Origin of the sequence: Pseudomonas sp. PSB11 (genome assembly GCF_014596605.1) — a bacterium.
Taxonomy (GTDB): domain Bacteria; phylum Pseudomonadota; class Gammaproteobacteria; order Pseudomonadales; family Pseudomonadaceae; genus Aquipseudomonas; species Aquipseudomonas umsongensis.
The window spans coordinates 271,640-291,684 of the sequence record NZ_NOIO01000001.1; the positions used below are offsets into that span (position 1 = coordinate 271,640).

The following is a 20,045-nucleotide window of genomic DNA, read 5'->3' on the forward strand; positions in this document are numbered from 1 at the left end:
GGTTGAAAGAGCCAAAGTCTATGTTTATTAAAATGAACATCGCAAGGCCGTTTGCCGGTGTTGTGTCAAATATATTGAAACTTCACCTGCCGCTGGTTTAGGGTGGTGGTTGCCTTCGGCCGTAAGCAGGCTGGCCGGCAGAATTCCTGACAGCGCCCGCGAAGAACGCGGGTGTCGTATTCAACAAGAGGAGGACACTCGCATGACCACCCTGACTCGTGCCGACTGGGAGCAACGCGCTCGCGATCTGAAGATCGAAGGCCGCGCCTACATCAATGGTGAATACACCGATGCCGTCTCCTCCGAGACCTTTGAGTGCATCAGCCCGGTCGATGGCCGCCTGCTGGGCAAGATCGCCAGCTGTGACGCCGCCGATGCCCAGCGCGCTGTTGAAAACGCCCGCGCCACCTTTAATTCCGGTGTGTGGTCGCGCCTGGCGCCAACCAAGCGCAAAGCCACCATGATTCGATTCGCCGGCCTGCTGAAACAGCACGCCGAAGAGCTGGCCCTGCTTGAAACCCTGGACATGGGCAAGCCGATCAGCGACTCCCTGTACATCGACGTTCCTGGCGCGGCGCAAGCCCTGAGCTGGAGCGGCGAAGCCATCGACAAGATCTATGACGAAGTGGCGGCAACCCCGCACGATCAGCTGGGTCTGGTCACTCGCGAGCCAGTCGGTGTTGTCGGTGCCATCGTGCCGTGGAACTTCCCGTTGATGATGGCGTGCTGGAAACTCGGCCCGGCGCTGTCCACCGGTAACTCGGTGATCCTCAAACCGTCGGAAAAATCCCCGCTGACTGCCATCCGCATCGCTGCCCTGGCCGTCGAAGCCGGTATTCCGAAAGGTGTGCTTAACGTGCTGCCGGGTTACGGTCACACCGTCGGCAAGGCCTTGGCCCTGCACAACGATGTCGACACCCTGGTATTCACCGGTTCGACCAAGATCGCCAAGCAACTGCTGATCTACTCCGGCGAGTCGAACATGAAGCGCGTCTGGCTCGAAGCCGGTGGCAAGAGTCCCAACATCGTGTTCGCCGATGCACCGAACCTGCAAGAAGCCGCCGAAGCTGCTGCGGGCGCCATCGCGTTCAACCAGGGCGAAGTCTGCACCGCTGGTTCGCGCCTGCTGGTGGAACGCTCCATCAAGGATAAATTCCTGCCGCTGGTGATCGAAGCCCTGAAGACCTGGAAGCCAGGCAACCCGCTGGATCCGGCGACGAATGTCGGTGCGCTGGTCGATACCCAGCAGATGAACACCGTGCTGTCGTACATCGAGTCTGGTCATGCCGACGGCGCCAAACTGGTGGCCGGTGGCAAGCGCACGCTTCAGGAGTCGGGGGGCACCTACGTTGAGCCAACCATTTTCGACGGCGTAAGCAACGCGATGAAAATCGCCCAGGAAGAAATCTTCGGGCCAGTGTTGTCGGTCATCACCTTCGACAGCGCCGAAGAAGCCGTCGCCATCGCCAACGACACGCCTTACGGCCTGGCCGCCGCGGTGTGGACTGCCGACATTTCCAAGGCTCACCTGACCGCCCGCGCATTGCGTGCCGGTAGCGTCTGGGTCAACCAGTACGATGGTGGCGACATGACGGCGCCGTTCGGTGGCTTCAAGCAGTCCGGCAACGGTCGCGACAAGTCGCTGCATGCGTTCGACAAGTACACCGAGCTGAAGGCGACCTGGATCAAGTTGTAATGTGACACGAGCCCCGGTGCATTCCGGGGCTCAACGCAGATCCCCTGTGGGAGCGAGCCTTTGTGGTGAGGGGATTTATCCCCGTTCGGCTGCGAAGCAGTCGCAAAGCCAGTGCAAGCGGTGTATCGATACGCCGCTGTTGCAGGTTTTGGGGCCGCTTCGCGACCCAACGGGGATAAATCCCCTCGCCACAAAGGTTCGCTCCCACAATGTTTTGTGCTGTACAAAAATTATCCACAGGAGCGTGGAACATGCGTTGGGCGACGTATTTCGCCGTATTGGCGTCCGTCTTGAGTGTCGGCCTGGCCCTGGGTGTCAGCATGCCGCTGGTGTCGTTTCGCCTGGAAAGCTGGGGATACGGCTCGTTTGCCATCGGCGTAATGGCCGCGATGCCGGCCATTGGTGTTTTATTAGGCGCGAAGATTTCCAGTCACCTGGCAGCGCGCCTGGGCACGGCCAATCTGATGCGCTTGTGTTTGTGGGGTGGGGCTGTGTCCATCGGCCTGCTGGCATTGTTGCCCAGCTATCCGATCTGGCTGGTGCTGCGCTTGTTGATCGGCGTGGTTCTGACCCTGGTGTTCATCCTCGGTGAGAGCTGGATCAACCAACTGGTGGTCGAAGAGTGGCGCGGGAGGCTGGTGGCGCTGTACGGCAGTAGTTATGCGTTGAGCCAATTGGCTGGGCCGATACTGCTGGGCGTCCTGGGCACCCAGCACGATTATGGCTTCTGGGTTGGCGTCGGATTGCTGGTGGCGGCACCGTTGCTGTTGTTGGGCCGCAGTGGTGCGCCCAGTAGCGAGGCCTGCAGCGTGACCTTCGGTGATTTGCTGACTTTCTGCCGTGGCCTGCCGGCGATTGCCTGGGCGGTGTCGCTGTTCGCGGCGTTCGAAGCGATGATCTTGACGTTACTGCCGGTGTATTGCCTGCGCCAGGGCTTCACCACGGAAATCGCCCTGGCGATGGTCAGCACGGTGGTGGTGGGGGATGCTTTGCTGCAATTGCCCATCGGCGCGCTGGCGGACCGGATGTCGCGCCGAGCATTGTTCACCTGGTGCGCGGTAGTCCTGTTGGTGTCGAGCCTGGCGATCCCGCTGCTGATCGACACTCTGATGATCTGGCCGCTGTGGGTGCTGTTCGGCGCCAGTGCTGGCGGGCTGTTTACCTTGTCGCTGATCCTGATTGGCGAGCGTTATCGCGACGATGCGCTGGTCCGAGCCAATGCCCACATCGCACAGTTGTGGGGCATCGGTTGCCTGCTCGGGCCGTTGATCGCCGGTGCTGGCAGCCAGTGGATCAGCGGGCACGCGTTGCCATTGCTGATGGCGGCGGGAGCGTTTGGCCTGGTGATTCTGCTCTCGCGCCAAGGGGCATTTGGCGCGGTACAGCCAGCATAAGATCAAAAGATCGAAATTTTTCGGCAGCGCCTGCAGGCGATCGCATTTCAGTGGCAGGACTGCCGAACGCTCGGATCTTTTAAAGCATGCGCTCCAGTCCCACTGTAGTGCTGAGCCAGGCATTGAATCGTCGCCACCAACTGGCCGGCTCTTCGGTCAGGGTGTGCATCTTGCCGTCGTCTTCGGTCACCCATACCACGTGGCCATTCTCCAGCCGTGCCTGATAACTCAGGGCTGGTGCCATGCCTTCCAATGCCAGCGCGCGCACGCGGGCCGCGAGTTCCGGGCTGTCCACGAGCACGCCGACTTCGGTGTTCCACAGTACCGAGCGCGGATCGAAGTTGAATGAACCGATGAAGGATTTCTGTTGGTCGAAGATGATCGCCTTGCTGTGCAGGCTGGAGTCAGACTCGCCATAGGACCTGCTGGAAAACAGGCGCGGTCCGCTGCCACTTTCATCGCCGGGCTGGCGGCGCAGTTCGAAGAGTTGTACGCCATGCTCCAGCAACGCTTTGCGATACGGGGCGTAGCCGCCATGCACCGCCGGTACGTCCGTGGCCTCCAATGAATTGGTCAGCAACCTCACCGACACGCCGGCATCGGCGCGGCCGGTCAGATACACCAGGCCCGGCTGACCGGGCACGAAATAAGCGGAAATCATCACCAGTTCTTTACTGACGCCATCGAGTTCGGGCGCCAATTGGGTGGTCAGCAGCAGGTGCGGGTCTGGCTCGCCGTCCGCAAGCACTTTGCTCGGTGCATCCCACAACGCCTGGTTCCAGGCCCAGATCAGCTCTTTGCGCCAGGTATCCAGGCGCGGGTCCGTGGCAAACTTCCTCAACTGCTGAAAGAGCGCATGGTTCTGTTTGCGTGATTGTTCCAGGGATTCTTCCAGTCGGGTCCGGGTATTTTTCAGGTCCTGTGCGGTCGGTTTGCTCGACAGAAACTGTTCGACCGGTTTGCTCAGGGCGCTATTCCAGTATTGGTCGAAACTGTGCCCGAGCTGCTCCGCGACCGGGCCGACGCCGAGGATGTCGATGTCGGTAAAATTCAGATTGGGTTCGGCATCGAAATACTCGTCACCCAGATTACGCCCGCCGACGATGGCCATGCTGTTGTCCGCCAGCCACAGCTTGTTGTGCATGCGCCGATGTTGTTGTGACAAGTTGAACAAGCGGCCCATGGTCCGCGTTACGCCGGTGCTTCGCCCCAGGTGCAAAGGGTTGAACACTCGAATCTGGATCTGCGGATGCGCTGCAAGCGTGGCGATGGTGACGTCCTGGCCGTCACTGGTGGTGTCGTCGAGCAGGATGCGCACACGCACCCCGCGGTCGGCGGCCTTGAGCAATTCCTCCACCAGCATTCGCGTGCTGACGCCGTCATGCACGATGTAGTACTGCAAATCGAGACTGCCTTGGGCGTTGCGGATCAGTTCGGCGCGGGCGGTGAAGGCTTCGGTGCTGTCCGATAGCAGGCGAAACCCGGATTTCCCTTCATAGGGAGCCGCCTGGGCCTGGACCGAACGGCCAAATGCCGAAGCGCTCGCTGGCAGCGCCTGGCTTTGTTCGCGCTGCACGTCGAGGCTGGCGCAGCCGCCAAGGAACGAAGCAAGTAACACCAGAGCTAGCAGGGGCTGTCTGATTCTCACGTGGGACCGTTCCGATTGGCGGCAGATGTTGGTATATGGACGCTAGTTTGCGCAGAAAGGTCAGTCAGTCAGCCCGTTGGTTTGCGCCAGCAGTTGAATGGCAGCGGCGCCGACCTTGCGCACAGCTTCTTCAACCTGTGCTGTTGGTTTGGCAGCGTAGTTCATGCGCAGGCAATTGCGGTACTTGCCCGAGGCAGAAAAGATGCTGCCGACGGCAATCTGTACGCCCTGATCGTGCAAGGCGCGATTGAGTTTCAGGGTGTCGAAGCCTTCCGGCAATTCGACCCACAGCATGAAACTGCCTTGCGGGCGGCTGGCGCGGGTGCCTGCGGGGAAATACCGCGTGACCCAATCGATCATCGCGTCGCGATTGCGCTGGTATTGCGTGCGCATGCGCCGCAAATGCGGTTCGAAATGACCGGCCTTGAGAAACTCGGCGATGGCAATCTGTGGCTGCGGCGCGGTCGAACCGGTGCTGATGTATTTCATGTGCAGCACGCGCTCCAGATAGCGTCCCGGCGCGACCCAGCCAATACGCAGGCCTGGGGCGAGGGTCTTGGAAAACGAACTGCACAGCAGGACACGACCGTCTTCGTCGAAGGATTTGATGGTGCGCGGACGCGGATAGCTGTAGGCCAGCTCGCCATACACATCGTCTTCGATGATCGCCACGTCAAAGCGCTGTGCAAGCGTCAACAGTGAGCGTTTGCGCGACTCCGGCATGATATAGCCCAGCGGGTTGTTACAGTTGGGGGTCAACTGTATGGCCTTGATCGGCCACTGTTCCAATGCCAGTTCCAGTGCGTCCAGGCTGATCCCGGTGAGCGGGTCGGTGGGGATTTCCAGGGCTTTCATCCCCAGGCCCTTGAGGGTTTGCATGGCGCCATGAAAGCTCGGCGAATCCACGGCCACGATATCGCCTGGCTCACAGATCGAACGAATGCTGGTGGACAGCGCCTCGTGGCAGCCAGTCGTTACCACCAGGTCGCCGGGGGCCAGTTGGCAGCCGGAATCGAGCATCAGCCGGGCGATCTGCTCGCGCAGTTCCAGATTGCCGTGGATGTTGTCGTAATACAGGCCGGGCATGTCTTGTCGGCGGCTGAGCTGCGCCAGGCCGCGCAGCAGTGGCTTGAGGGTCGGCGTTGTGATGTCCGGCATGCCGCGACCCAGTTGCACCACATCCTTGCGCGGTACCGCTCGGATCAGCTCCAGCACCTGGTCCCATTGGGAAATATCTACCGGCCGCTGAGCCGGGCGACCGACCGCTGGAAGTTCGGGCAGATCGCGGCTGACCGGCACGAAATATCCGGATTTAGGCCTTGGTGTGGCCAGTCCGCTGTCTTCCAGCACGCGATAAGCCTGCTGCACCGTGCTCAGACTGACGCCGTGTTCAACACTCAGCGCGCGCACCGACGGCAGTCGGTCACCGGGGCGATAGAAGCCTTGTTCGATTCGCGTGCCGAGCAGTTCGGCGAGGTTGACGTAGAGAGTCATGGTGCAGTCTCGTCTGAGGTCGTGGGATTGACCGGTACAGATGGAGCAAAAAATCAGGATTCAGTACCTGCAGCGTTAAATCTGTATGGAGATAATACAGTTTGGTTGAATCTGTAATGCTTTTCGCCGTCCACGCATCATGAAAGCTCTGGCTACCCAAGTAAACAGGAGCAATCAAAATGAATGGCTTGAGCGATGTGCGGCTGACGTTACACAGTCAGGAGCTGACGGCAGGGCAGGAGCACGGAGCGCGCGAGGCGGACATGCGCGGCGCGCCATCAGGCCTGAAGCGCTGGGATCGGTTCTGGCGTCGTCTGCACACGCGCAAGGCATTACTGGAATTGACACCCGCTCAGCTCAAGGATGTCGGGCTGACGCGTGAGCAGGCGCGGGAGGAGGGGCTTAAGCCTTTCTGGAGAGTTTGAACATTGCGGTGTTCATTCGATCCATTCGCGGGCAAGCCCGCTCCCACAAGGACCGCGTCGGTCACAGATGTTTTGTACGACGCGGCTCCTGTGGGAGCGGGCTTGCCCGCGAAGAGGCCCGGTGAGCCGAAACCAAACGATCAGACCAACTCTTTGAGCCGATGCCACAACATCCCCAGCGCCAACAACGGCGAGCGCAAATGCTTACCGCCGGGGAAAGTAATGTGCGGCACCTGGGCGAACAGATCGAAGCCACCGCTGTGCTGCCCGCTAATGGCCTCGGCCAGCAGCTTGCCCGCCAGGTGCGTGGCGTTCACCCCGTGACCGGAATATGCCTGGGCGTAATACACATTCGGCTGATCCTTGAGTCGCCCGATCTGCGGTAGACGGTTGGCGCCGATACCGATCATCCCGCCCCACTGATAATCGATCCTCACGTCGGCCAATTGCGGGAAGACGTCCAGCATTTTTGGCCGCATATAGGCGGCGATATCTTTCGGGTCCCGCCCTGAGTAATGGCAGGCACCGCCGAACAGCAGGCGGCGATCCGCGGAGAGTCGATAGTAATCCAGCGCCACCCGCTGATCGCAGACCGCCATGTTCTGCGGCAACAGTGCGTGGGCCCGTTCTTCGCTCAAGGGTTCGGTGGCGATGATATAGCTGCCGGCGGGTAACACCTTGCCGCTGAGTTCGGGATTGAGCTCATTGAGGTAGGCGTTGCAACCCAGTACCAGCGTCTTTGCCCGGACCGAGCCTGTGGCGGTGTGCACCTTGACCTCGGGGCCGTAGTCGATGCGCGTGACGGCCGACTGTTCGAACAGTTTCACGCCCAGTTGCCGGGCGGCGGCGGCTTCGCCCAGCGCCAGGTTCAGTGGGTGCAGATGCCCGGAACCCATGTCGATCAAACCGCCGACGTAGCGGTCGGAGCCCACCACGGTGTGCATTTCATGGGGTTGCAGCAGACGGGTTTCGTAGCGGTAGCCAAGGCTGCGCAATTCTTCGGCGTCTTCGGCGAACCCTTCGAGATCACGGGGCTTGTTGGCCAGGTCGCAGTAACCCCACGTCAGGTCGCAGGGGATCTGAAAACGCTCGACCCGCTGTCGGACGATTTCTACGGCTTCCAGGCCCATGAGCTTCATCTGACGTACACCGTCGGCGCCGATCACGCTGGCAAACTGATCAAGGCCATGGCCGACCCCGCGAATCAACTGCCCGCCATTGCGGCCGCTGGCGCCCCAGCCGATTTTATGGGCTTCCAGCAGCACCACGCTCAGGCCGCGTTCCGCCAGTTCCAGTGCTGTGTTCAACCCGGAGAAACCGCCACCGACCACGCAAACGTCAGCCATCTGTTCGCCGGACAGCACCGGATAGTCAGGCTGAGGCAGGCTGCTGGCGGCGTAATAGGAGGCGGTGTGCCGGTGATTCGGGGCAGGCTGCTGGGCACGGCCATTCATGTGCGTGATCCTGATGGGTGTGTCTGGAAAATTCGACGGAGCATAAGCCGGACCTCGAAGGCGGGCAACACTGGTCGCTCGGTGCTGTCTGGTTGGGGATTTTTAAGTCAGAATCTGCCTCTGTTTCGAGATCGGTAATAGTTTGGATGAGCTGCAACAGTCAGAAAATTCGCACGTTGCGCCAGCAGATTCCCTCGTTCGAGTGCGTCCCCGGCTGCCATGACTGCTGTGGTCCGGTAACAACCTCGCCGGAGGAAATGTCCCGCCTGCCACGCAAGAGCCGCGCCGAGCAGGATGCGGCGATGGATGAACTCAACTGCGTCCATCTGGGGCCGAACGGCTGCACGGTGTATGACGAACGGCCGCTGATCTGTCGGTTGTTTGGCACTACTAAAACACTGCCATGCCCCAATGGGCGGCGGCCGGTAGAGCTGATTCACCCTCGGGTCGAGAAGCAGATCCATGAATACATGGCCAGCACCCGGCAGGTTCTTGTTTGATCGTTCCCACGCTCCGCCTGGGAACGATCCATGTCGAGTCAATCCGGAATCGGCAGGTTCAGACTCTCCTTCACCTCTTCCATCACGATATAGCTCTTTGATTCGCGCACATGCGGCAGCTTGAGCAGGATGTCGCCCAGCAGTTTGCGGTACGAGGCCATCTCCGATATCCGCGCCTTTACCAGGTAGTCGAAATCGCCTGATACCAAGTGGCACTCCAGGACGTGGGGCAGTTTCAGCACGGCGCGTCGGAATTCTTCGAAGGTGTCGCCGGACTTGTAGTCGAGGCTGATCTCGACGAACACCAGCAGGCTTCCCTTGAGGTGCTGCGGATTGAGCCGGGCGTTGTAGCCCATGATGATCCCTTCGCGCTCCAGGCGCCGCACCCGCTCGGTACAGGGCGTGGTCGAGAGCCCGACCTTTTCCCCAAGCTCGGTAAACGATATGCGCCCATCCGCTTGCAGGATCCGCAGGATATTGCGGTCGATCTTGTCCAGCTCACGTTTGGTTTGAGTGTTGGTACGCATAGGGGATGCGCCTCCGTGAAAAGGGTTTTTGCCGAGAATTGTCGCCAAATATAGGCGCTTATATAGTGAAAAGCACTGGCAAATCTTTTTTACACTGCGCACATCCGAAGCTTTGAACAACAAACGTCAGCGGTTAGCCGCGATGAGGGAAATGAAAATGCGCGTTATGGTCTTGGGTAGCGGCGTCATCGGTACCACCAGTGCTTATTATCTGGCACGCGCCGGGTTTGAAGTGGTGGTAGTGGACCGGCAGCCGGCTGCTGCCATGGAGACCAGTTTCGCCAACGCCGGGCAGGTCTCGCCGGGCTATGCCTCGCCGTGGGCCGCGCCGGGTGTGCCGCTCAAGGCTATCAAATGGCTGCTGCAGCGCCATGCGCCCCTGGCGATCAAGGCCACTGCCGACATCGATCAGTACCTGTGGATGGCACAGATGCTGCGCAACTGCACCGCCAGCCGCTACGCGGTGAACAAGGAGCGCATGGTCCGCCTGTCCGAGTACAGCCGTGACTGCCTTGACGAACTGCGCGCCGAAACCGGTATTGCCTACGAAGGCCGCAGCCTGGGTACTACGCAATTGTTCCGCACCCAGGCTCAGCTCGATGGCGCTGCAAAAGACATCGCCGTGTTGAAAGAGTCCGGCGTGCCGTTCGAACTGCTTGACCGCGAAGGCATTGCCCGCGTCGAGCCGGCCCTGGCCAATGTGACGGACATCCTCGCCGGTGCCCTGCGCCTGCCGAATGACCAGACTGGCGACTGCCAGATGTTCACTACCAAGTTGGCAGAGATGGCCACTAACCTTGGCGTGCAATTCCGCTTTGGCCAGGACATTCAGAGCCTCGACTTCGCCGGTGACCGCATCAACGGTGTGTGGATCGATGGCAAGCTGGAAACCGCTGACCGCTACGTGCTGGCACTCGGCAGCTACTCGCCGCAATTGCTCAAGCCGCTGGGCATCAAGGCGCCGGTGTATCCGCTCAAGGGTTACTCCCTGACCGTGCCGATCACCAACCCGGCTATGGCCCCGACTTCGACCATTCTCGACGAGACCTACAAAGTCGCGATCACCCGTTTCGACAACCGTATCCGCGTTGGCGGCATGGCGGAAATCGCCGGTTTTGACCTGTCGCTCAACCCGCGTCGGCGCGAAACCCTGGAGATGATCGTCAACGACCTTTATCCTCAGGGCGGCAATCTGGCCGAGGCCAGCTTCTGGACCGGCCTGCGTCCGACCACGCCGGACGGCACGCCGATTGTCGGCGCTACCCCGTTCAAGAACCTGTTCCTGAACACCGGTCACGGTACCCTCGGTTGGACCATGGCGTGTGGCTCTGGCCGCTTGCTGGCCGACCTGATGGCCAAGAAAAAGCCGCAGATCAGTGCTGAAGGGCTGGATATCTCCCGGTATGGCAGCAACCGTCAGGAGCCTGCAAAACATGTCAATCCAGCGCCGGCTCACCAGTGAGTCCACGCTAGGCGCGCTGCGAAAGCGATAATGCGAGATCCCTCTCCCGGTGCTACTGGCGGTTATCGCCGCCCGCAGCGCCGGTTTTTTATTAACCGACCGACCAGAAGTCTGCCGCCATGCGTCCTGCCCGTGCCCTGATCGACCTCCAAGCCCTGCGTCACAATTACCAGATCGCCCGTGAAGTCACGGGTGCCCGTGCTCTTGCGGTGATCAAGGCCGATGCCTACGGCCATGGCGCGGTACGGTGTGCCCAGGCGCTGGAAGCCGAGGCGGACGGGTTCGCCGTGGCGTGCATCGAAGAGGCCCTGGAGTTGCGGGCGGCGGGCATTCGCGCGCCGGTGTTGCTGCTTGAAGGTTTTTTCGAGGCCGATGAGCTGCCGTTGATCGTCGAGCATGATTTCTGGTGCGTGGTGCATTCGCTGTGGCAACTCGAAGCGATCGAGAAAGCTGCATTGAGCAAGCCGATCACGGTCTGGCTCAAGCTCGACTCGGGCATGCACCGCGTCGGCCTGCATCCGAAGGACTATCAGGCAGCCTATCAACGGCTGCTGGCCAGCGGGAAAGTGGCGAAGATTGTGCTGATGAGTCACTTCGCCCGTGCCGACGAATTGAACTGCCAGGCCAGTGTCGAGCAGGTCGCGGTCTTCGAAGCGGCGCGTCAGGGATTGTCGGCCGAGGTCAGCCTGCGAAATTCCCCGGCGGTGCTGGGTTGGCCGCAGATTCCCAGTGACTGGGTTCGCCCGGGGATCATGCTGTACGGCGCCACGCCGTTCGAGGAAGCCAACGCCGTGGCTTCGCGCCTGCAACCGGTGATGACCCTTGAGTCGAAGGTGATCAGCGTCCGTGAATTGCCCGCTGGAGAGCCGATCGGCTACGGCGCCAAATTCATTACCCAGAAGCCGATGCGCGTTGGCGTGGTGGCCATGGGTTATGCCGATGGCTATCCGCGGCTGGCGCCGACCGGTACGCCAGTATTGGTCGCCGGGCAACGCAGCCAGTTGATCGGCCGGGTGTCGATGGACATGCTGTGCGTCGATCTGACTGACATTCCACGAGCAGGCCTGGGCTCGATCGTCGAGTTATGGGGCAAAAACATCCTCGCCAGCGACGTGGCCATCGCCGCCGGCACGATTCCGTACCAGATCTTCTGCAACCTGCGTCGGGTGCCAATGCTCTATTCCGGGAGCTAGGGCAAAGCAGCCCAGACCGGAAGTCGCCTCGCCGAACAGGATTCAGGTCAAGGTGTTGTAAATACTGAACGCTGTCGCCATGATAACGCTCAATATTCCAACAACCTGAATCCTTGGAGGCGCAAGCTTGGACGTCGGTGAACGACTGCAATCAATCCGCAAGCTCAAAGGTCTTTCCCAGCGTGAGCTCGCCAAACGCGCGGGCGTCACCAACAGCACGATTTCGATGATCGAGAAGAACAGCGTCAGCCCCTCGATCAGTTCGCTGAGGAAGGTGTTGGGCGGGATTCCCATGTCCATGGTCGAGTTCTTTTCCGAAGAAATCCTGCAGGAAATACCGACTCAGATCGTCTACAAAGCCAACGAGCTGATCGATATTTCCGATGGTGCAGTGACCATGAAACTGGTCGGCCGGGCTCACCCGAGCCGCGCTATCGCATTCCTCAATGAAATCTACCCGCCAGGCGCCGATACCGGTGAGGAGATGCTCACCCATGAGGGCGAGGAAACCGGGATTTTGCTGGAAGGGCGACTGGAACTGGTGGTTGGGCTTGAAACTTTTGTGCTCGAAGCTGGCGATAGCTACTACTTTGAAAGTACCAAGCCGCATCGTTTCCGTAATCCGTTCGATGCGCCGGCGCGACTAATCAGCGCAGCAACACCCGCGAACTTTTAAGGAAAGAGGCGTCCTGCCAGCACGGCGGAGGCACTCGAGCCGTTTGACCGTTGCGCAACAAGACCCCTTCGACTTTGGGGTTGTTTCAGTGTCGCGGGCTTACCGCTATACTTGCGCCCGCCTGCGAACCGTGGCCGTAGGCGTGACTAGCCACCATTGAGGGTGAACGCGTGAATCTAATTATGAAAATGCTGGCCGCACCAGCAACCGTACTGGCCCTCTGGGCTGTCAGCGCTCAAGCTGCGACCAATGACGAAATCGCCAAGCGCCTTGAGCCAGTCGGCCAGGTTTGTGTCCAGGGCCAAGAGTGCAAGGGCATGGAAGTCGCCGCTGCGGCTGGCGGCGGCGGTGGTGCCAAGGCACCTAAAGATGTCATTGCCAAGCATTGCAATGCTTGCCACGGCACCGGCCTGCTGGGCGCGCCGAAGATCGGTGACAAAGCCGCTTGGAAAGAGCGCGCCGACCACCAGGGCGGCCTCGATGGCATCCTGGCCAAAGCCATTACCGGCATCAACTCGATGCCGCCAAAAGGCACCTGCGCCGACTGCACCGACGACGACCTCAAGGGCGCCATCAAAGAGATGTCCGGCCTGTAACCAGTCCGCCTCTTTCGCGAAAAAGCCGCTCGCGAGCGGCTTTTTTGTGTCTGAAATTTCATTAAATGCCGCTGCCCCCTGTAGGAGCGAGCATGCTCGCGAAAAACCTGAAAACGCCGCGGGGCATCAGGCTTCCAGCGTCATCGTTGACGACCATCGCGAGCATGCTCGCTCCTACAATGTTTTTTTGTGGCGGCCGAAGCAAAGACCCGGCAAGCTCGGTCCAACCTCATTCATGGAATGTACGGGAGGATCGGATGGTACAGCTGTGTTCTATCGAGCAAGCGGTCGATGAAGTGTTGGCGAGGTTGCCAGCGCATATTCACATGGGCTTGCCCTTGGGACTGGGTAAACCGAATAACTTCGCCAACGCGCTGTATCAACGAATCGCTCAGTTGCCTGAGCGACGGCTGACGATTTACACCGCGTTGTGCCTGGGGCGCCCGCCCTTGGGCGATGGCTTGCAAAAGCGCTTCCTTGAACCCTTTATCGAACGGGTTTTCGGCGATTATCCGGAGCTGGAATTCCTCGCCGACCTGCGTCGCGATGATTTACCGGGCAACATTCACATCCAGCAATTCTTCATGCAGCCCGGCAGTCTGCTCAACAGCGCCACGGCGCAACAGGATTACGTCAGCAGCAACTACAGCCATGCCGCCCGGGACATTAACGCTGCTGGTTTGAACTTGATTGCTCAATTGGTGGCCAGTCATCCCGAACACCCCGATCGCTTGAGCTTGAGTTGCAACCCGGACATCACCCTCGACCTGCTGCCGATGGTTGCCAGGCGCCGTGCAGAAGGGGAGACGATCCTGATGGTCGGGCAGGTGCACGACGATTTGCCCTACATGCCCGGTGACGCTGAAGTCGGCATCGACACCTTCGACCTGTTGATCGACGAGAAAGACAGCACCACGCTGTTTTCCACGCCGAACATGCCGGTGGGTTTCCAGGATCATTTCATTGGCCTGCACGCCAGCACACTAGTGCGTGATGGCGGCACCCTGCAGATCGGCATCGGTTCCATGGGCGATGCGCTGACCGCTGCGTTGCTGGCGCGTCAGGCTGACAACGACGCCTATAAGGCTTTACTGAGCGACCTGAATCTTGACCCGTGGGCGCAGTTGATCGAGCGCGAAGGTGGCACCGAACCGTTCGCCAAAGGCTTGTACGGTTGCAGCGAAATGTTCGTCAACGGCCTGCTGGTGCTGGCTGACGCCGGGATCGTGCGGCGCAAGGTTTACCCGGACGTGCCGACCCAACGGCAGGCCAATGCCGGAACCCTCGACGAAGCGGCGCAAACCGACGGTATTTCGGTGCACGGCGGCTTCTTCCTCGGCCCGCGCAGTTTCTATCAGCGCCTGCGAGAATTGCCGCAGAGCAAGCGTCTCGAATTCAACATGACCCGCATCAGCTACATCAACGAGCTGTACGGGCAGGAAGAGCTCAAACGCCTGCAGCGGCTCGATGCACGATTTATCAACACCGCGTTTACCGTAACCCTGCTAGGCGCCGGTGTGGCGGATCAGCTTGAAGATGGGCGCGTGGTCAGCGGGGTGGGTGGGCAATACAACTTCGTTGTCCAGGGCCATGCGCTGCAAGGTGCGCGTTCGGTGTTGCTGCTGCGTAGCTGGCGTGAGTCGGCGGGTGACGTCAGTTCCAATATTGTCTGGGAGTACGGTCATTGCACCATCCCCAGGCACCTGCGGGACATCGTGGTTACCGAGTACGGCATTGCCGATCTGCGAGGCAAGACGGATGCGGCGGTGATCGAAGCCCTGTTGAACATCAGCGACTCGCGTTTTCAGCCGGGCTTGATCGAGCAGGCACAGAAGGTCGGCAAGTTACCGAAGGATTTCCACCTGGACCCGCGTTTTACCGACAACACACCACAGCGGTTGCTGGGGATTGAGGCGCTGCATTCGCAGTTGTTTCCGGAGTATCCGCTGGGGTGCGATTTCACCGACGTGGAGCGGGACCTGTTGCGGGCGCTGAACTGGCTCAAGAGCAAATTCAAACTCAGCGAAGTGCTGGAGTTGGGCAAGGCTGCGCTGGATGCGCCGGAGCCTTCTTCGTACCCGGAACATCTGGAACGGATGCAACTGACCAGCCCGGATGGCTTGAAAGAAGACCTGTTTCAGCGGTTGCTGCTAACCGGCCTGAAGGTCACCGCGCAATAACTAACACCACAAAACAAATGTGGGAGCGGGCTTGCTCGCGAAAGCGGTGTGTCAGTCAAAGTTGATGTCGACTGACCCACCGCTTTCGCGAGCAAGCCCGCTCCCACAGGGGAGATGCGGTGTGGCGGCTTTACTCGATGAAGGTCACGACGCCGCCAGCCAGCGATTGCACGCGCGCCAGCGACTCAACACGATAACCCTGGGCATCCAGCTCAGCACGACCGCCCTGGAACGCCTTCTCGATCACGATCCCCAAGCCGGCCACGGTGGCACCGGCTTGCTTGATGATCGAGATCAGCGCCTGGGACGCCTTACCGTTAGCCAGGAAGTCATCGATGATCAGCACGCGGTCGCTGCTGGTCAGGTGGCGCGGAGAAATCGCCACGGTGCTTTCGGTTTGCTTGGTGAACGAATAGACGGTCGCCGACAGCAGGTTTTCAGTCAGGGTCAGGGACTGATGCTTGCGCGCGAAAATCACCGGCACACCCAGGTTCAGGCCGGTCATGATTGCAGGCGCAATGCCCGAGGCTTCGATGGTGACGATCTTGGTGATGCCCGAATCCTTGAACAGCGTGGCGAATTCATCGCCGATCAGCTTCATCAGGGCCGGGTCGATCTGGTGGTTCAGAAAGGCGTCGACTTTCAGGACCTGATCGGAAAGCACGATGCCTTCTTCGCGAATTTTCTTGTGCAGTGCTTCCATGAAGCTGTCCTCGTTTGGCGCCTTTTGCGCCGAAGGTCTAAATAAATGTGGTCAATTCTAGCGCTTTAACATCGCGCGTATATCCGCCAATGCGCTATTGCCACGCACGGCTTTGACTTCGGTCGGTGTGTCGTCGTTGCCTTCCCAGGCCAGGTCGTCCGGCGGCAGTTCATCGAGGAAGCGGCTCGGTGCGCAGTCGATGATCTCGCCGTATTGCTTGCGCTTGGCGGCAAAAGTGAAGGCCAGGGTCTGGCGCGCGCGGGTAATGCCCACGTAGGCCAGGCGCCGCTCCTCCTCGATGGTGTCGGCTTCGATACTGGAGCGGTGCGGCAGGATTTCTTCTTCCATGCCCATGATGAATACGTAGGGGAATTCCAGCCCCTTGGAGGCGTGCAAGGTCATCATCTGCACGCCTTCGGCACCGTCTTCCTCTTCCTGCTGGCGCTCGAGCATGTCGCGCAGCACCAGTTTGCCAATCGCGTCCTCGACGGTCATTTCGCCTTCTTCGTCCTTCTCGAGCGTGTTTTTCAACGCTTCAATAAGGAACCACACGTTGCCCATGCGGTAGTCGGCGGCCTTGTCGCTGGAGCTGTTGGTGCGCAGCCAGTTCTCGTAGTCGATGTCCATGACCATGCTGCGCAGGGCCGAGATCGGGTCTTCGCCGGCGCATTGCTCGCGGACCTTGTCCATGAAGCGCTTGAAGCGCGACAGACGATCGGTGAAGCGGCTGTCCAGATGCTCGCCCAGGCCGATTTCGTCGGTGGCGGCATACATTGAGATTTTTCGCTCGGTGGCGTAGTTGCCCAGTTTCTCCAACGTAGTCGAGCCGATCTCGCGGCGCGGCACGTTGATCACGCGCAGGAAGGCATTGTCGTCGTCCGGGTTCACGATTAGACGGAAGTAGGCCATCAGGTCTTTCACTTCCTGGCGCCCGAAGAAGCTGTTGCCGCCGGACAAGCGATAGGGAACCTGGTGATGCTGCAACTTCAGTTCGATCAACTTGGCCTGATAGTTACCCCGGTACAGGATCGCGAAATCGCTGTAAGGCCGGTCGGTGCGCAAGTGCAGGCTGAGGATTTCCACCGCCACGCGCTCGGCTTCGGCGTCTTCGTTGCGGCAGCGGATCACGCGGATCTCGTCGCCGTGGCCCATTTCACTCCACAGCTGCTTTTCGAATTCGTGGGGGTTATTCGAAATCAGTACGTTGGCGCAGCGCAGGATGCGGCTGGTGGAGCGGTAGTTCTGCTCCAGCATCACCACTTTCAGGGAAGGGTAGTCTTCCTTGAGCAGCATCAGGTTTTCCGGGCGGGCGCCGCGCCAGGCGTAGATCGACTGGTCGTCGTCACCTACCACGGTGAACTGATTGCGCTTGCCGATCAGCATTTTCACCAGCAGGTACTGGCTGGCGTTGGTGTCCTGGTATTCGTCCACCAACAAGTAACGCACCTTGTTCTGCCACTTTTCCAGGATGTCGGCGTGCTCTTCGAACAGCTTTACCGGCAGCAGGATCAGGTCGTCGAAGTCCACCGCGTTGAACGCCTTGAGCGTGCGCTGGTAGTGGGTGTAGACAATGGCGGCGGTCTGTTCCTTGGGATTGCGCGCGTTCTCCAGCGCCTGGGCCGGCAGGATCAGGTCGTTTTTCCAGGCGCCGATCATGTTCTTGATCTCGTCGACGCCGTCGTCGCCCGAGTATTCCTTTTGCATGATGTCGGTCATCAGGGACTTGACATCGGTCTCGTCGAAAATCGAGAAACCGGGCTTGTAGCCCAACCGCGCGTGTTCCTTGCGGATGATGTTCAGGCCCAGGTTGTGGAACGTGCAGACCGTCAGGCCGCGGCCTTCACCGGCGCGCAGCAGGGTGCCGACCCGCTCCTTCATCTCGCGCGCGGCCTTGTTGGTGAAGGTCATGGCAACGATGTACTGGGCGCGGATGCCGCAGTTCTGGATCAAGTGGGCAATCTTTCGGGTGATTACGCTGGTCTTGCCGGAGCCTGCACCGGCGAGCACCAAAAGAGGGCCGCCGACATAGCTCACGGCTTCTTGCTGCCGGGGATTGAGTCGGGACATAGGTAAATTCAGGAGTCAGTCACGAAATGGGCCGGCATTTTAACAGGCTCAGAGAATTGTGCTGCTCTCTCCGACTTGTGACGTACAGCGCGATCTGTATTTGCCGGTTTTGTTACTTTCACGCAGGATGCACAACGAATTCGCGTCTAATGTTCGTAATTCCGGATACAACGGCCTCGGATGTCCATTGGTCATCAGGGATCGGCGCGGCATAATGCCGTCGCCTACATCTTTGCAGAGTCTAGGGAGCTAGCTTGTCTACGCCTGTCGAACCCTTGCGTTTGCTGCTATTGGCCGAAGAGCCAGCGTGGGCAGCGTTGTTGCGCGAGTGTCTGGCTCCGATGGGGAGCTCGGCCGTGCTCATCAGTGCGCCGAGCTGGGAGTCGGTCAGCAGTCTGTTCGATGACAACCGCAGCGCGGTGTTGTTGACGATCCCGGCTCTCCAGCCGGCGCCGGGCCGTTGCTGCCTGCCGACGGTGTTGCTGCTCGAGCATGAACCCATGATCGCGCCCGACGGTGTAAGCGACTGGCTGGTGCGTGACCATCTTGACCCGGGCATGTTGCGCCGTTGCCTGCGCCATGTGCGTGAGCGCGGCTTACTGGAAAACACCCTGCAACGCCTGGCCGAGCAGGATCCGCTGACCGGCATCGCCAACCGCCAGGGTTTCCAGACCCTCTTGACGGCGCGGCTGGCGGAAAACGAGGGTCGTGGCCTGGCCCTCGGCCATCTTGACCTCGATAACTTTCGTTACGCCAATGATGCCCTCGGCCACCAGGCCGGTGACCGCCTGATCCTGCAAGTGGTCGCGCGGCTCAAAGGCCAGCTCGAAGCCGGCGATCAACTGGCGCGATTGGGCAGCGATGAGTTCGCCTTGCTGATCGACACCCGCCGCGCTCCTGAGCGCGCCGAATGGATGGCCGAGCGCATTACCGAAGCGTTGGCCGAGCCTTATTGGGTCGACGGCGAAAGCCTGCTGATCGGCTCCAGCCTGGGCATTGCCCATGCACGAGCGCAGGCGGGCGCCGACCCGTTGATGTGGCACGCGCATATCGCCATGCAGCAAGCGAAAAGCACCCAGGGCTGCACATTTCATATTTTCAACGAACGCATCAACCGCAATGCCCGCAGTATCGCCGACCTCGAGACCGAGCTGCGCCGGGCCTTGCGCCGCGATGAGCTGGAACTGCATTACCAGCCGCGAATGAACCTTGAAGACGGGCAAATCGTCGGCCTCGAAGCCTTGGTGCGCTGGCGTCATGCCGAGCGCGGTTTGCTGCCACCGAGCGAGTTCGTGCCCCTGGCCGAGCAGAGCGGTTTGATTGTGCCGCTGGGTTACTGGGTCATTTCCCGGGCATTGCGCGATATGCAGGCGTTGCTTGAGCTAGGCTTGCCGCCGTTGCACATGGCGATCAACCTGTCGTTCCGACAGTTTCAGGACAGCCAGTTGCTCTCGACCCTGAGTCGGCTGATCAGCGAGCGCGGAGTCGAAGCGCAGTGGCTGGAATTCGAACTGACCGAAACCGCGGTCATGCGCCGCAGCGACCTGGTCAAGCAGACCATGGACGCCCTTGGGCGCCTGGGTGTGCGCTTCTCCCTCGATGACTTCGGTACCGGCTTTTCATCCTTTGTGCACCTCAACAGCCTGCCGATCACGTTGTTGAAGATCGACAAGAGCTTTGTCGGCGGCATGGAACAGCGCGAAGAAAACCGTCAACTGGTGCACGCGATGATCAACCTGGCGCACAACCTCAACCTGGAAGTCGTTGCCGAGGGCGTGGAGACGCCGGAGCAACTGGATCTGTTGCGCGGTTTCGATTGCGATCAGGTGCAGGGGTACCTGATCAGCAAGCCGTTGCCGTTGGCGGAGCTGGTGGAGTACCTGATGTTTGACGGCAGCCAGCAGGCGCCACTGGAAATCGTGGTCTGAACACAAAACCTGTAGGAGCTGGCTTGCCAGCGAATCGGTGGGTCATTCAACAAGGTTGTCGACTGACTCACCGCTTTCGTTGGCAAGCCAGCTCCTACAAAG

16 protein-coding genes are annotated in these 20,045 nt (G+C 60.2%); 10 read left to right on the plus strand and 6 right to left on the minus strand.

All coding sequences use genetic code 11. The features are described from left to right. Positions 1–202 precede the first annotated feature (202 nt). Together CGA21_RS01290 and CGA21_RS01295 are read left to right on the plus strand one after the other, a co-directional pair. On the plus strand, positions 203–1,696 hold the full coding sequence (locus tag CGA21_RS01290) for an aldehyde dehydrogenase (RefSeq protein ID WP_188263375.1): 1,494 nt from the start codon (positions 203–205) through the stop codon (positions 1,694–1,696). A gap of 251 nt (positions 1,697–1,947) precedes the next feature. Beyond that, positions 1,948–3,090, plus strand: coding sequence for an MFS transporter (locus CGA21_RS01295; protein ID WP_033044259.1), 1,143 nt, complete (start codon positions 1,948–1,950; stop codon positions 3,088–3,090). 79 nt (positions 3,091–3,169) lie between these two features. Here the strand turns inward: CGA21_RS01295 and CGA21_RS01300 are convergent, their stop codons facing one another. Next, the gene (locus CGA21_RS01300; protein ID WP_110748180.1) at positions 3,170–4,738 is read right to left on the minus strand and encodes a phospholipase D-like domain-containing protein; all 1,569 of its coding nucleotides are present in this window, start codon (positions 4,736–4,738) and stop codon (positions 3,170–3,172) included. A 60-nt stretch (positions 4,739–4,798) separates the two neighbouring features. Next, positions 4,799–6,232, minus strand: coding sequence for a PLP-dependent aminotransferase family protein (locus tag CGA21_RS01305; RefSeq protein WP_020797895.1), 1,434 nt, complete (start codon positions 6,230–6,232; stop codon positions 4,799–4,801). A 179-nt stretch (positions 6,233–6,411) separates the two neighbouring features. Between CGA21_RS01305 and CGA21_RS01310 the strand changes: the two genes are divergently transcribed. Then, the gene (locus CGA21_RS01310) at positions 6,412–6,657 is read left to right on the plus strand and encodes a DUF1127 domain-containing protein (RefSeq protein WP_110748177.1); all 246 of its coding nucleotides are present in this window, start codon (positions 6,412–6,414) and stop codon (positions 6,655–6,657) included. Positions 6,658–6,797: 140 nt separating this feature from the next. Here the strand turns inward: CGA21_RS01310 and CGA21_RS01315 are convergent, their stop codons facing one another. After that, positions 6,798–8,111 (minus strand): NAD(P)/FAD-dependent oxidoreductase, encoded by a 1,314-nt coding sequence (locus tag CGA21_RS01315; RefSeq protein WP_188263376.1) that lies wholly within the window; start codon positions 8,109–8,111, stop codon positions 6,798–6,800. A 146-nt stretch (positions 8,112–8,257) separates the two neighbouring features. Here CGA21_RS01315 and CGA21_RS01320 point away from each other — a divergent pair, with 146 nt between their 5' ends. After that, positions 8,258–8,611: a YkgJ family cysteine cluster protein gene (locus CGA21_RS01320; RefSeq protein WP_110748172.1), complete on the plus strand. Its 354-nt coding sequence runs from the start codon at positions 8,258–8,260 to the stop codon at positions 8,609–8,611. 38 nt (positions 8,612–8,649) lie between these two features. Here the strand turns inward: CGA21_RS01320 and CGA21_RS01325 are convergent, their stop codons facing one another. After that, positions 8,650–9,138: an Lrp/AsnC ligand binding domain-containing protein gene (locus CGA21_RS01325; RefSeq protein WP_003206849.1), complete on the minus strand. Its 489-nt coding sequence runs from the start codon at positions 9,136–9,138 to the stop codon at positions 8,650–8,652. A 157-nt stretch (positions 9,139–9,295) separates the two neighbouring features. On the opposite strand from CGA21_RS01325, the gene dadA reads away from it, so the two are divergent. The 5 genes from dadA (at position 9,296) to CGA21_RS01350 (ending at position 15,245) form a co-directional block, all read left to right on the plus strand. Beyond that, on the plus strand, positions 9,296–10,600 hold the full coding sequence (gene dadA, locus CGA21_RS01330) for a D-amino acid dehydrogenase (RefSeq protein ID WP_033044263.1): 1,305 nt from the start codon (positions 9,296–9,298) through the stop codon (positions 10,598–10,600). Positions 10,601–10,719: 119 nt separating this feature from the next. Then, entirely contained in the window at positions 10,720–11,793 is a 1,074-nt protein-coding gene (gene alr / locus CGA21_RS01335) for an alanine racemase (RefSeq protein ID WP_110748169.1), read from the plus strand. A 127-nt stretch (positions 11,794–11,920) separates the two neighbouring features. Further along, positions 11,921–12,469, plus strand: a complete 549-nt coding sequence (locus CGA21_RS01340; protein WP_020797889.1) for a cupin domain-containing protein — start codon at positions 11,921–11,923, stop codon at positions 12,467–12,469. Positions 12,470–12,651: 182 nt separating this feature from the next. Continuing rightward, positions 12,652–13,065, plus strand: a complete 414-nt coding sequence (locus CGA21_RS01345; protein ID WP_110748166.1) for a c-type cytochrome — start codon at positions 12,652–12,654, stop codon at positions 13,063–13,065. Between the two features lie 257 nt (positions 13,066–13,322). Next, on the plus strand, positions 13,323–15,245 hold the full coding sequence (locus tag CGA21_RS01350) for an acetyl-CoA hydrolase/transferase family protein (protein WP_188263377.1): 1,923 nt from the start codon (positions 13,323–13,325) through the stop codon (positions 15,243–15,245). Between the two features lie 130 nt (positions 15,246–15,375). On the opposite strand, the gene CGA21_RS01355 is transcribed toward CGA21_RS01350, so the two are convergent. Together CGA21_RS01355 and rep are read right to left on the minus strand one after the other, a co-directional pair. Next, positions 15,376–15,948 carry a xanthine phosphoribosyltransferase gene (locus CGA21_RS01355; protein WP_188263378.1) on the minus strand — a complete coding sequence of 191 codons (573 nt, stop codon included), beginning with the start codon at positions 15,946–15,948 and terminating at the stop codon, positions 15,376–15,378. A 57-nt stretch (positions 15,949–16,005) separates the two neighbouring features. Beyond that, on the minus strand, positions 16,006–18,015 hold the full coding sequence (rep, locus tag CGA21_RS01360) for a DNA helicase Rep (protein WP_110748150.1): 2,010 nt from the start codon (positions 18,013–18,015) through the stop codon (positions 16,006–16,008). A gap of 254 nt (positions 18,016–18,269) precedes the next feature. Here rep and CGA21_RS01365 point away from each other — a divergent pair, with 254 nt between their 5' ends. Then, positions 18,270–19,943, plus strand: coding sequence for a putative bifunctional diguanylate cyclase/phosphodiesterase (locus CGA21_RS01365; protein ID WP_110748147.1), 1,674 nt, complete (start codon positions 18,270–18,272; stop codon positions 19,941–19,943). The last annotated feature ends 102 nt before the right edge of the window (positions 19,944–20,045 follow it).